The following is a 12567-nucleotide window of genomic DNA, read 5'->3' as shown; positions in this document are numbered from 1 at the left end:
GGCGCTCCCACTCCGGTCCCCGGTTTCCGGGTGCCGGCCGCGCCCGTATCAGCCGGCGTCCGCCGGGACGTGCTGCTGCATGTCGACGACCTCGTCGGCGGCCCGGGTGACGACCGGATCGTGCGTGGCGACCACCGTGACGCAGCCGTGCCCGTGGGTGGTGCGCGCGATGAGGCCGGTCAGATCGTCCGCGCGGGCGCGGTCGACGGCCGCTGTCGGTTCGTCGACGAGGAGGAGTTCGGGCCCGCTCAGGAGGGCTCGCGCCAGGGCCACGCGTTGCCGTTCGCCACCGGAGAGCTGGTCGGGACGGTGACCCGACCGGTGCGCGAGGCCGACCTCGGCGAGCAGTTCACGGGCCCGGCCGCGCAGCGCGCGGGGCCTGCGTCCTGCGAGGGTGGCCGCGGCGAGCAGCTGTTCCTCCGCGGTGAGGCCGGCGAGGAGGTTGCCGCTCTGGAAGACGTAGCCGATACGGGTGCGGCGGGCTCGGGCACGTTCGCGGTCGCTGAGCGCTGCCAGGTCGGTGCCGTTCAGCAGCACATGCCCCTCGTCCGGGCGGAGCAGGGCACCGGCGACGGCCAGAAGGGTCGACTTGCCGGACCCCGAGGGGCCGACGAGGGCGGTGAGCGCACCCGCCCTGAAGACAGTGCTCAGACCGCGCAGGGCGCGGGTGCGGGACTCGCCGTGCCCGAGAGTGACGGTGATGTCGTCGAGGCGGAGACTCATCGTGCGGCTCCCAGCATGGTCATCGGGTCGACGGTGGTGACGCGCCGCAGGGTGAGGGCGGATCCCGCGAGGCCCACCAGGACCACGGCGCCCATGGTGGCGGCGAGGCTGCTCGCGGGGAGGCTGAACGGCACGCGCTCGCCGACGAGCAGACCGACGGCGAAGGCGAGCACGGCACCGACCGCGGTGCCGAGGGCGACGACCACGGCGGCCTGGGCGAGCGTGTGACCGAGCAGTCGGCGGCGGGAGGCGCCCATGGCACGCAGCAGCGCCAGTTCGGGGGTGCGCTGCACGGTCCAGACGGCGAAGAAGGCGCCGACGACCAGCGGGGCGATGAGGAAGAGGAAGGCCTGGATGGAGGTCATGGTCAGGCGCTCGCCCTCGTACCCGGGGGCTGCGGCGAAGGCGTCCTGCAGCGGAACGGTCGCGGTGTGGTGGCGGCGGTCCGCGCCGGGGAGCTTCTGGTCGGCGAACCCGGCGGGGAGTTGCAAGGCCACCGCGCTGTACTGGGCCGGGAGTTCTTCGGGGCGCACGTCGGTTCCCGGCGTGGTGAAGCGGATCTGCCGCCAGGTGTCCGCGGTGACGTAGGCGGCGGGGACGTGGCCGTAGGAGGAGCGGCTGGTGGTGCCGACCACGCGCAGCCGGATGCCGAGCCTGTCGACGGTGAGGGTGTCGCCGACGCGGACACCGTCGTCGGCGAGCTGCCGGGAGATCACGATGCCGTGCGGCTCGTCCGCGTCCAGGGCCTTGCCGCGGTCGGCGCCCGGGTCGGTGAAGGCGCCGGGTTCGACGCCGAAGGCGGCGAGGTCCACCTCGACGTCGCGGTTGGTGGCGCCACGGGTGAGCGCGACACCGAGGGGGGTGGCGTCGACGCCTTTCTCCTTGTCCCAGTCGGCGGCAGCCCGCTCGTCGACCAGGCTGCGGGCGAACTGGTCGGAGTCGGAGCCGGGGGCGAAAGCGACGTGTGTGGCGGGCATTCGGCGCAGCGCGGAGACGGTGTCGTCACCGAGGCCTGTGGTGAACCCGGAGACGATGCCGACGAGCGCCGCGACGAGGACGACGACGCTGCCCATCAGCAGGAAGCGGCCCCGAGCCGCTCTGAGTTCCAGCAGGGCGAGGAACACGGCGTTCCTTCCGATCTTAGGGACAGTGCGTCCCTAAGATAGAAGATGGCGACGCACCGTCCCCAAGCCGGGTACCTGCTCTCGCCCCGGGCCCCTCCTCGTCGGTGTGCTCTACGAGCACACTGGCGGCTGGCGGACACCCCTCGTCCTCATGGCCGTGCTGATGCTGCCCCAGCTCGCGGCCGGCCTCTTCGCGGGCCGTGATCGCCGGATCGGCTGACCCGGGCTGTCCGCACACCTCCCAGCCGCGGGCCCACCGGCGGCCCGACGGCAGGGGCCGGCTTCTAAACTGGCTCCGTGCCCAGGATCCAGGCCGCGTCCGTCGCCGACCACCGCGCCCAGCAGCGTGCCGCTCTGCTCGAGGCGGCACACGAGCTGCTCGCCGAGGGGGACGCGTCCCGGGTCACGTTCGCGGCGGTCGCCCGCCGCACGGGAATGGCCCGCAACAGCGTCTACAAGTACTTCACCGACCGCCACCAGCTGCTGACGGAACTGGTGCGGGCGGCGGCGCCGCGCTGGACAGGCCGCATCCACGCCGCCCTCGCCGACGCCGGCGACTCGCCTGGGGAGCGGGTCGCCGCCTTCGTCACGGCCCAGCTGGAAATGGTCCGCGACGGCGAACACCGCATCGCCCGCGCCGGCGCGGACACGCAGGACGGCGCGGCCCTGCGCGCGGGAGCGGACGCGGCGCACCGCGCCCTGCTCGATCCGCTCGTCGAGGCCCTGCGGGACCTGGGCGACGACGCCCCGCTCAGATCGGCCCGGTTGTTGCAGGGATTCGTCAACGCCGCCACCACCGCCCTGGAGACGGGCGACGACTACGAAGCCGTGCGCGACCGCGCGGTGAGCCTGGCCGTCGCCGCGTTGGGAGGCGTCACGGCCCACGGGCGATCCCCCGGAGCCGCAGGGCCCGCCCACGACAGCTGAGCGCCGCGCCGGTGCACGGGCGGCGCTCACCCCGCCTTCCGGCGCCCGGCCGCCACCCGCGGCAGCCGGCTCCCGCACCCGGCCTGCGAGACTGCCGGCATGGACGAAGCACCGCACCCCGCCGCCGAAGTCCTCTCCTACCTGGCCGGGGAGTGGACCGTGCACCGCGAGTTGCGCGATGGGCGGACCGGACACAGCGGCTGGTTCACCGGTCGTGCGAGGTTCCGGCCCGGTACGGACTCCGCGTGGCTGCACGTGGAGGAGGGAACCCTGGAGTGGGGCGGGGCCCGGCGCGAGGCCGGGCGGACGCTGCGGCTGGTGCCCTGCGCACACGGCGGCGCCGAGGTGACCTTCGCGGACGGCCGGCACTTCCACGACCTCGATCTGAGCAGCGGACGGTGCACCGTGTCCCACCAGTGCGGCGCCGACCTGTACGAGGGGGACTACACGGTGGTCTCCCCCGACGAGTGGCGGCTGCGCTGGGCGGTCCACGGCCCGGCCAAGGACCAGTTGCTCGCCTCCGTCTACCGGCGATCCCCCGCTCCCGGCCCGCCCGAAAGCTGATCCGGCGCCGGAGCTCGGGCTGCCGGCCCACCGCAGGAGCCTGGGGGCCGCCAGGCCGGTGGCGTCCGACTCAACGCGGCTCGCCCGTGACGATCCACAGGTGCCCGAAGGGGTCACGGATGCGGCCCGAGCGCTTGCCGTAGTCCCGGTTCTCGATCGGCACGACCGTCTCGGCCCCGTGGGCCGTCATCCGCGCACCGGTCTCGTCCGGATCGTCGACTTCGATCTCCAACAGGACCGGAGAGCCTCCCAGGTCGTGCGGGGACAGCCACCCCCACGCCGGGACAGCGGGTGAGACCCGGAAGGACGTGGCACCCAGGAGGTGCTCGACGACGGTGGGCCGACCGTCGTCCCCCAGGGCGCGGAACACCTCTTCGGCGCCGAGGGAGTCTCGGTAGTACGCCGCCGCGCGGTCGGGTTCCGACACGATCAGGCGAGGCAGGATCTTCAGCTTCGTCATGCTGTGATCGTGCGGCCTTGCGGCGGCGGAGTCTTGAACATTCGGGAACGGCCGGGCCCGAACCGGCCCGTCGCGGCCCGGCCCGATCCGTCGCGGCCCAGGGATCAGCCGGCCGCGATCTCACCGCCGGACGACGCCCCGGGAGTCTCCGGGGATCGGGCCGCCGGGCTCAGGCCTCCGAGCCTCGGACCTCCGAGCCTTCAGAGCGCAGCCATCCGGTGGGCGTACACCCGGCCATGGCACGCCACTCCCGGGACAGGTGCGCCTGATCGGCGAACCCCGACGCGGCGGCCACGTCCGCCAGAGCGGACCGGGCGGTGCCGGCGGCCGCGAGCCGACTCCGGGCCGACGCGAAGCGGACCAGTCGCTGGTACTCCTTCGCTGTCACGCCGAGTTGCGTACGCACCCTGCCGCTCAGGTGCCGCCTGGAACATCCGAGCAGCTGGGCGGCCTCGTGCACCCGAGGAGTGCGGGACAAAGCCGCGAGCATGGCCCGCAGTTCCGGCGCGTTCCCGGGTTCCCCGTGCCGGGCCAGGCCCGCGAGCAGAGAGCGTTCGACCAGCGCGCGACGCCGCGGCCAGGTCGGGCAGGCCGCCAGCCGCTCCGGCAGGTCCGCCAGCGCGGGCGCGACGTCGGCGAGATCGGCGACATTCCCCGCCAGAGCGGACGCCGGAACACCCAGCAGTGCGGCGGCACCCAGCGGGCTGAGCGCCAGGTACACACCGCGGGTGCAGCCGCTCTGCCGTATCCGCGCCGGATCGAGGTGCAGCCCGGCCACGGCGGCACGATGGTGACGGCGCGAGGCGGGGTGTGCGAGCCATCCGATCTCGACAGGATCGGCCTCGGGAAGGGTGATCGACAGGGTGGCGGAGGGCAGCCCGCGATGCACGCCGACGGGGCCGGGCCCGAGATCGTACGGAACAAGCGTCGTCACGAACGGCCGCAGAGGAGAATCCGGCTTTGTCACGAGGTCTCCCTCCCGCCGGGCGACACGCGGCGGATCGTGGAGGGGGGCGCGCTTATGCCGCCGCGGGAGTTCGGCCGAAGGCCACGGCAGAAGCTCGACCGAAGGCCGCCGCCGCGTCCGGTGCCCGGCCAGCGCGGCGAGCCGGGCCGCCGACGGGACACCGTGCCCCTCGGCGGAAGACGCGATGGCCCGCCGAAGGGGCCCGGGCGGCGAGCCCGGAGTGCGGGACGAGCGTCCGGCGCTTTCGTCACGCGGCGGCGACAGCGCGGCGGACGCTTGCGCGGAGCAGGTCGCGGCGTTGGTCGTGAACGTCCGAGGGCTCCTGGGCCGTTGCCGCGTAGACGTTGCTGACCGGCGACCAGGCCATGGACATGGCGATGACGAGGGCCATCACGTCGAACGGGTCCCCCTGGCACACTCGGCCGGCCGCCTGGGCTTCGGCGATGGCCCCCAGTTTGTGGTCGTCGAGGCGGTCGTGGTCCTCGACGAGGTGGCCGGCCGGCCTGCGTTCCAGGCGCGCCCAGGTGGCCAGCCGGATCAGGTCGGGGCGGCGGAGGTACTCGTCGTAGAGGCGGACGGCCCAGTCCGCGAGGTCGTCGGCGTCGATCGGCACGACGTTCGTGATCCGCTCCAGCGAGCCGAAGAAGATCGCGTCGAAAAGTCCCTCCTTGTTGCCGAAGTAGGCATACAGCTGGGCCTTGTTGGTGCGCGCCGCGGCGACGATCCGCTCGATGCGCGCTCCGGCGATCCCGTGCTGGGCGAACTCCTGGGTCGCCACGTCGAGGATGCGCTGGTAGGTCGCGGCTCCGCGCGAGGTCAGGGGCTGATCCGCCATGCCGGGGACGCTACCAGACAGAACAGTTGGTTTGCCTGGCGCGGAGAGTGCGCCTAGGATCACAAACAGACCGAACAGTCTGTTTACATGGGAGGCACTGTGCGGACAACGAGCGGATGGCGGGCGGCGGGCAGCCCGGCGACACTGCGGCGCGCCTCACTGGAGCGTCGCGCACTGCGCCCCGACGACGTCGCCGTGCGGATCGACTACTGCGGCGTCTGCCACACCGACCTGCACGCTCTGCGTGACCACGACGACGCGGCCGGGCGTCCGCTGGTGCCCGGGCACGAGTTCACCGGCGTGGTGACCGAGACCGGCCCGGCGGTCACCCGCTTGTCCAGCGGCGACCGGGTCGCGGTCGGCAACATCGTCGACGCGTGCGGCGAGTGCCCCATGTGCCGGGCCGGTCAGGAGAACTTCTGCCACGCCTTCCCGACCCTCACCTACGGTGGAACCGACCGGCACGACGGGTCCACCACTCTGGGCGGGTACTCCCGGGAGTACGTCGTACGCGACAGCTTCGCGCACCCCCTCCCCGCGGGCCTCGACCCCGCCGCGGCCGCTCCGCTGCTGTGCGCCGGAGTCACCGTCTGGGAACCCCTGCACGCCCTGGGCGTGGGCCCCGGAAGCCGCGTCGGCGTGGCGGGTCTGGGCGGCCTGGGGCATCTCGCGGTCAAGATGGCCCTGGCACTCGGCGCCACGACGTCGGTCATCAGCCGCTCGCCCGACAAGGCCGACGACGCGCGTCGCCTCGGCGCCCACGGACTGCTGGTGTCCACCGACCCGCAGGACATGGCCGGGGCCAGGGACGGGTTCGACGTCGTCATCGACACCATCTCCGCGCCACACGACCTGAGCCCGTATCTGCGCCTGGTCGCCCTGGACGGCACGCTCAGCCACCTCGGGCATCTCGGACCCGTCACGGTGGAGACCCTCGACCTGCTCATCGGGCGCAAGAAACTCACCTCAGCAGGCTCGGGGGGCCGCCCCGCGACCGCGGCCATGCTGGACTTCTGCGCCGCCAACGGCATCACCGCCGACATCGAACTGCTCCCGTCGGCACGGGTGAACGAAGCCCTCGACCGCCTCCGCCACAACGATGTCCGCTACCGCTTCGTACTCGACATGTCCGACCTGGAGTGAACGTCCGTACGCGGCACACACCCTTCCGACATGCGCACGGGGCCCTCCGTGCAGTGCGCCCGTCTCGTTACGGATCTACCGAGAAGCGGGAGGCCGGAGACGGGAGGCCGGAGGCGGCACGCGGGACCCGGTCCCGCGTGCCGTTGTTCACCGCGTCAGCACGCCGGATCAGCGCGCGAGCGCGCCCCGCCGGCGCGGTCGCTCAGCCGGCGTCGCGGTAGATCTTCGCGCCTCCCTTCGCGTTGGCGCCGTCGTAGAGACCGGTCGGGCTGGTCTGGGTCGAGAGGGCGAACCACGCGTAGCGCTGCACGAAGTCCAGCCCCTCCAGCATCTTCGTCGAGGAGGTGATGAAGGCGTTCTGCTCTTCCTGGCTCGGGTAGCGGGGGGTGTCCTTGGTGAAGTCGATGAGTGCGTACTCGGTCAGCCAGACGGGCTTGTTGTACCGCTCGTGGACGCGCTTCAAGTAGCCGGCCAGCTGCTTGGAGGCGTCAGGGCCGAAGTCGGAGCCGTACCAGTGCACCGGGATGAAGTCCACGCGCAGGCCGCGCTCCTGGGCGCCCTTCATGAAGCGGTCCAGCCAGCTGCCGGGCTTGTCGGCGTCGACTGCGACCGCAGGGGCGCCCAGGTTCAGGCCGGTCTTCTCCAGGCGGGGCCACAGGTCGAGGGCCTGCTCGGGTGTCATGTCGGCCTGCTGGGGCAGGTCGGGCTCGTTGAAGGTCAGAAGGTTCTTGCCCTCCTTCTTCGCCTTGTCCAACTCGGCGTCGGTGACCGAGCCCGCGCCCCAGATCGTCGGGACGTACTCGACGCCCTTCGGCTTGGCGACTCCGGCACTCGAAGAGGTCCAGTTGTGGAACCAGGACGCGCCCGAGTCGTCCAGCGCCTGGGCGGCACCGTCGACGGGGTTGAGCGCCACGCCCCTGGCGTGTCCCGCCGCGGGATGGTCGCCGGAACCGGGCTCGTCGCCGTGCCCGGGGTTGTTCCCGGGCTCGGTGCCCGGCTTGTCGGAGCCGCCGGTGCCGTGGAAGGTGACGGTCATGCCCTTGCACTCGCTGCACTGGCGCACGACCTGGTTGCCCTGCTCGGCGTCGTGCTTGGACCACGCGTACGCCGTCGGGCACTGCTTGGTGAGCGCTTCGCTGTAGGCCGTCTTCGCGTCCCGGTTCGGGTTGACGCACACCAGCGGCTTGCCCGCCTTGTCCTTGGTCAGGTTCTCGGGCGGGCAGTGGGACAGCAGATCGACGGGGCAGCCCACCGAGGCACACTGCCCGCCGTTCTCGGGCGGGGTCGCTCCGTCGGGAGTGATCGTGACGGCTGCCGAGACGGCGTTGACGTAGCTGACGTTGTACCAGGGCGCCGCCGCGTCGGCGGGGTCGAAGTTGAACTCCGCCAGGCTGACGGGCTGTTCACCCGTGGTGCAGCGGTCGGCGTACGGCCCGCAGTCACCTACAGCGCAGTGGAACGTGCTGCCCGACTCCCCGCCGCACCCCTGACGGGCGAAGAACTTGCCACGCCAGTGGCCCGCGTCCGAGCGCTCGGGAACGGTGATGGTGGCCGACTTCCCCGGGTCCAGGACGGGCAGGTCGGTGAGCGGAGTCGATCCGTCCGCGTTGACCGTGGCGCCGACCCACACGCGACTCCCCGTCTGGTTTCGCAGGGTGACCGTGTGCTCGCCGTCGCCGGCGGCCGCGGCCTCGGTGACGTGGTCCTTCGCGTTGTCGGAACTCCCTCCCGTGAACCCTCCCGAGGCCACGGCCGAGACGGCGGCGACAACCAAGAGAAGAGCGAACAGAAGTGGCCGGAATGATCGAAGTGATGAAAGTGGTCTCTCGCGCACAGAACACGCCTCTCGGGTCAGTTTTGTCTGCTCACGCACGACGGATGCGCGCGGCGGACGGTTCACCCGGGACGCCGTCGGCTCACAGCTGCACCGGCTCAGGTCCGGTGACGCGGCGAGGCGACCAATTGCCGGCGGCCGGCTGGCCGACTGGCCGGCTCCATCGAGGCTTCTCAGTTCCGTGCGAGGAAGTCTCTGATGAGGTTCAGCCACTCCTGGGGGCGTTCGGCGAACGGCAGGTGTCCGGTGGGGATTTCAGCGGTCTCGGCGGTGGGGAGGGCGGCGGCGAGTTCCCGTTGGAGGGCCGGGGAGATGAGCGGGTCGGCCGCGGTGACGATCACGAGCGTCGGTGCCGCTGTCGCGGCGAGGTCCGCGCGTACGTCGATCCGGCGGACCAGGTCGACGTGGTCTCCGGTGCCGGACGGGATGGTGGGCGCGAGTTGTTCCGCGGCCGCCCGGGCCTGGGCAGGGGTGAGGGCGTTCAGTGCGCTCTCGCCGAGAGTCATCAGGTTGAGGTAGTCGGCCAGCAGGTCGCGCCGACCGGACTCGTGGAGCCGATGCCAGAGGGAGGCGGCCAGGTCCGTGCGGGTGTCGGCATGGGCGAACGTCGCGCTGAGCACCAGTGCGCTGACCCGCTCGGGATGGCGTGCGGCGAGGCGGATGGCGACAGGCCCGCCGAGCGAGTATCCGCTGACCGCGAATCTGCCGAGCCCTTCGGCATCGGCCGCCGCGACCAAGCCGTCCACCAACTCGTCCGTGTCCAGGGGGGCGTGGGACTTCGGGGTCTCACCTGCCCCCGGGTAGTCGACTCCGACGACGGTGTGCTCCGCGGCCAGCCCGCCCATGATCGGCCCGTAGTTGGCTTCGATGCCGCCGCCCGCGCCGTGGGCGAGCAGGAGGCCAGGACCTGAGCCGCGCGTGGTGCGGACGAAGACGGGGGGCGTGGAGGTGGCGGTCTCGGTCACGGACGACTCCCTTGTGGCTGTATCGATCGCTAAAGCTGTGACGTCCGAGACGGTAGCAGACAGCTTTAGCGACCGCTATAGAGGCGGTAGGCTTCCTCTGTGAGCACCGAAGCGAACACCGACGCGAGCAGCAACGCGAGCACCGGTAAGAAACCCGCGCAGCCCGCGACCGGACGGGCCCGGCGCGCCTTCGACCGCGACAGAGCCCTGGCCACCGCGCTGGAGGAGTTCTGGACGCACGGCTACGACACCACCTCGATCGCGTCGCTCACCAAGGCGATGGGCATCAACCCGCCGAGCCTGTACGCCGCCTTCGGCGGCAAGCGGCAGCTGTTCGACGAGGCCGTCCGGTTGTACGTACGCGCCTACGCGGCAGGCCCGCCGCAGGGCCCCGACGCCCGCACGGCCCTCGCCCGGATGCTCCGGGGCCTTGCCGCGGACTACACCGACCCGACCCATCCGCCGGGCTGCTTCATCATCACCGGGGCGACCAACTGCACCCCCGACTCGCAGGATGTGAAGGCCATGCTGCGCGCCATGCGCGAGGAGACCAAGGTGTCGATCGCCGCCTGTATCCGCGCCGACATCGACGCGGGTCGGCTCCCCGCCGACACCGACGCCGAGGGTCTCGCGGCCTTCTACGCGGCGGTCATTCAGGGGATGAACCAGCAAGCGTGGGACGGAGCGGGGCGGGAAACGCTGGAGCGCGTGGCCGACTCGGCGATGGCGGCGTGGCCGGTGCCGCCACGCCCGTCGGAGCCGACACCGCCGCCCTCACCGGCCTGACGTACGCCTCTCCATACCCACCGGCCGGGTCCGGCCGTAACGGAGAGCCACCCGGCGGTGCGTGGGCGATGTTCGCCGGCCGCTGCGGGGCGGGGCACCGGGTGCACCGCGTTCCTCGGGCACCCGGTGCGTCCGTCACTCGTAGACCCGGACCCAGTCCACCTCGAAGACCGCGGGCCTCAGGCCGCTGTCGCCCGTGAAGTTGTCGAGTTGGATGTTGAGGTGTCCCGAGGGCATCGACTGGATGTCTCCCCGGTCGGAATCCGCGCCGTCCGCGAGGCGGAACCACTCCTTCCCGTCGACGTAGCCGACCAGCGCTTCCGGAGTCCACTCGAACGCGAAGTTGTGCCACTCGTTCATGTCCACCGGGCAGGCCTCGCGGTGTTCCTTCTTGTCGGAAGGGCTCTGCGGATAGTGCAGGAACGCCGTGAGGCACTGTGCGTCCGGGTCCGAGTACTCGACCCAGTCGTACTCTCCGTTCTCGAGGCGGTTGCCCTCGGTGGGCCAGATCAGGTGCAGTGCGTGGTAGAGGTCGCCGCTGGAGCCGATGTTCTTCGAGCGGGACCGGATCTCCCACCGGCCGTACTGGGCGTCGCGCTTCTGGCGGAGCCACCCCGTGTCGCCGTTCTCCTCACCTCGCATGGTGAGCATGCCGTCCGCCACAGTGCTGTTCTTCGCGCACCGGCGGCCGTTTCCGCTGTGCCCCTCCCAGCACCCTTCCGTACCGCCGACGTCCCCGGAGGGCGTCGCCCACTTGTCGGGGTCGACCGCACCGATGTAGTCGAACTCGTCCGAGACCGGCAGCGGCGTGCCCCAGTCGTGGCGGTCGGCGGCCTGAGTCGAGTCCGATCCCTGGTCGTCGCCGTGTGTGACGTCGAGCCCGTAGATCTTGACCTCGCCGTAGTTCTCGTCGCTGCACGGAGAGGAGTTGCCGCAGTTGGCCTGGGTGTAGGCGCCGGTCTTGAAGTAGTTGGTCGAGTCGGAGTGGTCGAGCGTGGTCTCCAGCTCACCGTTGAAGTAGACCTTGATCTCTCCGTCGCTCACCAGGTACTTGATCTCGAAGACCGTGCCGAGTTCGTAGTGGTCGGTGATCAGGTGGTGGTTGGTCGTGTCCCCCTTGGTGATCCAGAGCTTCTCACCCTCCAGGCGCAGCGCGGTGACGTCGTCGTCACCGCCGTGGATCTGGGCGCCGACGACCTCGGGCTTGTCCTCGGGCAGGTGGGTGAAGGCCTCCCGCACGGTCATGGTGTGCGTACCGGAGGTCGAGGGCCACTCGGTCTCGTCCCCGCCCCCGCTCTCCATCTCCCGCAGTTCGGAGCGCGGGTTGCTGGAGCCGCCCGTGGTGACGCCGTTGACGGGTGCGCGGAACCGCACGGCGTCCCCGGGCTCGGGCACGAGGAAGAAGGGGTCGTGGGAGTAGCCGTCGAGCTCGGGCTGGAAGATTTCGGTGGGTTCCTCCTCGTCACCGATGGGGAGCGTCACCTTCCAGTCGCTCAGATCGAGGACGTCGGACGGGAGCTTGGCCCCGCCGCCGTCGTCGCCGCCGTCGTCATCGCCGGGGGCGCCCCAGACCTCGACCTCGGTGAGGCTGTTCCAGTCTCCCTCGCCCTCACCGCTGTAGCCGTGGCCGACATAGCGGACCTTCGAGGTGCGAACGGGGTCGAACGCGAACGACTCCAGGCCGGCGGTCGTACCGCTGGTCCTGCCGTCGTGAACGGTGACCCAGCTCGATCCGTTCCAGTACTGGAGCTGGAAGAGGTTCTGCCGGGTGGTGCCCTTGTACACCGCGAGCTTGATGTGGGTGACGGTCTTCGTCGAGCCGAGGTCCAGTTGCAGCCAGGCACCGTCGCCTTCACCCGACCAACGGGTGGTGTAGTCGTCGTCCACGACGTTCCCGGGCTCGTTCCCGTCGTGGGTGCCCGCCGTGACGGCACCGGCCGCGGGGGTGATCGGGACGTCGGCGGCGTGCGCCGTGGCCGGCACGAGCAGCAACGCCAGCACCGCCATCACCGGGGCGAGGACGGCGAACGCCAACGGCCTCCGCCTCCGTCTCCCGAGTAAGAACCGAGACAGAACGATGTGCCTCACAGGTGGATCCTCCTCTTACGGTTTCGCTCCGTGGTCCGGCCCCTCCGGCGTGCTGCCGGGCGGCTCGGCGTCCGGCCTCGACCGTGCAGCGGAAGCGGTGGGGCGTCCGGGCACCGGCCGTCGGTCGGTGCGGCGACTACAGCAGCCCCGG

12 protein-coding genes and 1 pseudogene are annotated in these 12567 nt (G+C 71.5%); 5 read left to right on the top strand and 8 right to left on the bottom strand.

Annotated elements, in window-relative coordinates:
• Positions 1-48: 48 nt before the first annotated feature.
• Together DTL70_RS29770 and DTL70_RS29765 are read right to left on the bottom strand one after the other, a co-directional pair.
• The gene (locus DTL70_RS29770; protein WP_114025108.1) at positions 49-723 is read right to left on the bottom strand and encodes an ABC transporter ATP-binding protein; all 675 of its coding nucleotides are present in this window, start codon (positions 721-723) and stop codon (positions 49-51) included.
• The gene (locus DTL70_RS29765) at positions 720-1847 is read right to left on the bottom strand and encodes an ABC transporter permease (RefSeq protein WP_114025107.1); all 1128 of its coding nucleotides are present in this window, start codon (positions 1845-1847) and stop codon (positions 720-722) included. The genes DTL70_RS29770 and DTL70_RS29765 overlap by 4 nt, the downstream gene beginning before the upstream one ends.
• 66 nt (positions 1848-1913) lie before the next feature.
• Between DTL70_RS29765 and DTL70_RS29760 the strand changes: the two are divergent.
• The 3 genes and pseudogenes from DTL70_RS29760 to DTL70_RS29750 all read left to right on the top strand — a co-directional run.
• Positions 1914-2067 (top strand): annotated as a pseudogene (locus DTL70_RS29760) (MFS transporter); the annotation flags it as partial.
• Between the two features lie 77 nt (positions 2068-2144).
• The gene (locus DTL70_RS29755) at positions 2145-2774 is read left to right on the top strand and encodes a TetR/AcrR family transcriptional regulator (protein ID WP_114025106.1); all 630 of its coding nucleotides are present in this window, start codon (positions 2145-2147) and stop codon (positions 2772-2774) included.
• Positions 2775-2873: 99 nt separating this feature from the next.
• Positions 2874-3338, top strand: coding sequence for a DUF6314 family protein (locus DTL70_RS29750; protein WP_114025105.1), 465 nt, complete (start codon positions 2874-2876; stop codon positions 3336-3338).
• A gap of 70 nt (positions 3339-3408) precedes the next feature.
• Here the strand turns inward: DTL70_RS29750 and DTL70_RS29745 are convergent, their stop codons facing one another.
• The 3 genes from DTL70_RS29745 to DTL70_RS29735 form a co-directional block, all read right to left on the bottom strand.
• Complete coding sequence (locus DTL70_RS29745; RefSeq protein ID WP_114025104.1) at positions 3409-3798, bottom strand: VOC family protein; 390 nt, start codon at positions 3796-3798, stop codon at positions 3409-3411.
• 169 nt (positions 3799-3967) lie between these two features.
• Entirely contained in the window at positions 3968-4765 is a 798-nt protein-coding gene (locus DTL70_RS29740) for a helix-turn-helix domain-containing protein (RefSeq protein WP_114025103.1), read from the bottom strand.
• Positions 4766-5012: 247 nt separating this feature from the next.
• Positions 5013-5600: a TetR/AcrR family transcriptional regulator gene (locus DTL70_RS29735; RefSeq protein WP_114025102.1), complete on the bottom strand. Its 588-nt coding sequence runs from the start codon at positions 5598-5600 to the stop codon at positions 5013-5015.
• Positions 5601-5699: 99 nt separating this feature from the next.
• On the opposite strand from DTL70_RS29735, the gene DTL70_RS29730 reads away from it, so the two are divergent.
• Positions 5700-6743 (top strand): NAD(P)-dependent alcohol dehydrogenase, encoded by a 1044-nt coding sequence (locus DTL70_RS29730; RefSeq protein ID WP_114025101.1) that lies wholly within the window; start codon positions 5700-5702, stop codon positions 6741-6743.
• A gap of 202 nt (positions 6744-6945) precedes the next feature.
• Here DTL70_RS29730 and DTL70_RS29725 read toward each other — a convergent pair whose 3' ends face one another.
• Both DTL70_RS29725 and DTL70_RS29720 read right to left on the bottom strand, forming a co-directional pair.
• Positions 6946-8517 (bottom strand): glycosyl hydrolase, encoded by a 1572-nt coding sequence (locus DTL70_RS29725; protein WP_245980028.1) that lies wholly within the window; start codon positions 8515-8517, stop codon positions 6946-6948.
• A gap of 233 nt (positions 8518-8750) precedes the next feature.
• Entirely contained in the window at positions 8751-9542 is a 792-nt protein-coding gene (locus DTL70_RS29720; RefSeq protein ID WP_114025099.1) for an alpha/beta fold hydrolase, read from the bottom strand.
• Between the two features lie 99 nt (positions 9543-9641).
• Here DTL70_RS29720 and DTL70_RS29715 point away from each other — a divergent pair, with 99 nt between their 5' ends.
• Entirely contained in the window at positions 9642-10328 is a 687-nt protein-coding gene (locus DTL70_RS29715) for a TetR/AcrR family transcriptional regulator (protein WP_114025098.1), read from the top strand.
• A gap of 135 nt (positions 10329-10463) precedes the next feature.
• Here DTL70_RS29715 and DTL70_RS29710 read toward each other — a convergent pair whose 3' ends face one another.
• A complete protein-coding gene (locus DTL70_RS29710) occupies positions 10464-12362 on the bottom strand; it encodes a polysaccharide lyase family 7 protein (RefSeq protein ID WP_245980026.1) in 1899 nt (632 codons plus the stop codon).
• Positions 12363-12567 lie beyond the last annotated feature (205 nt).

This window comes from Streptomyces diacarni, from assembly GCF_003323715.1.
GTDB lineage: Bacteria > Actinomycetota > Actinomycetes > Streptomycetales > Streptomycetaceae > Streptomyces > Streptomyces diacarni.
The sequence above is the reverse complement of the archived record's forward strand: the minus strand, read 5'-3'. Positions and strand labels throughout refer to the sequence as shown.

What these genes read in the sequence shown, in the direction of transcription:
- DTL70_RS29770 (WP_114025108.1), bottom strand. Translation starts at nt 723, where the DNA reads ATGAGTCTCCGCCTCGACGACATCACCGTCACTCTCGGGCACGGCGAG.
- DTL70_RS29750 (WP_114025105.1), top strand. Translation starts at nt 2,874, where the DNA reads ATGGACGAAGCACCGCACCCCGCCGCCGAAGTCCTCTCCTACCTGGCC.
- DTL70_RS29745 (WP_114025104.1), bottom strand. Translation starts at nt 3,798, where the DNA reads ATGACGAAGCTGAAGATCCTGCCTCGCCTGATCGTGTCGGAACCCGAC.
- DTL70_RS29735 (WP_114025102.1), bottom strand. Translation starts at nt 5,600, where the DNA reads ATGGCGGATCAGCCCCTGACCTCGCGCGGAGCCGCGACCTACCAGCGC.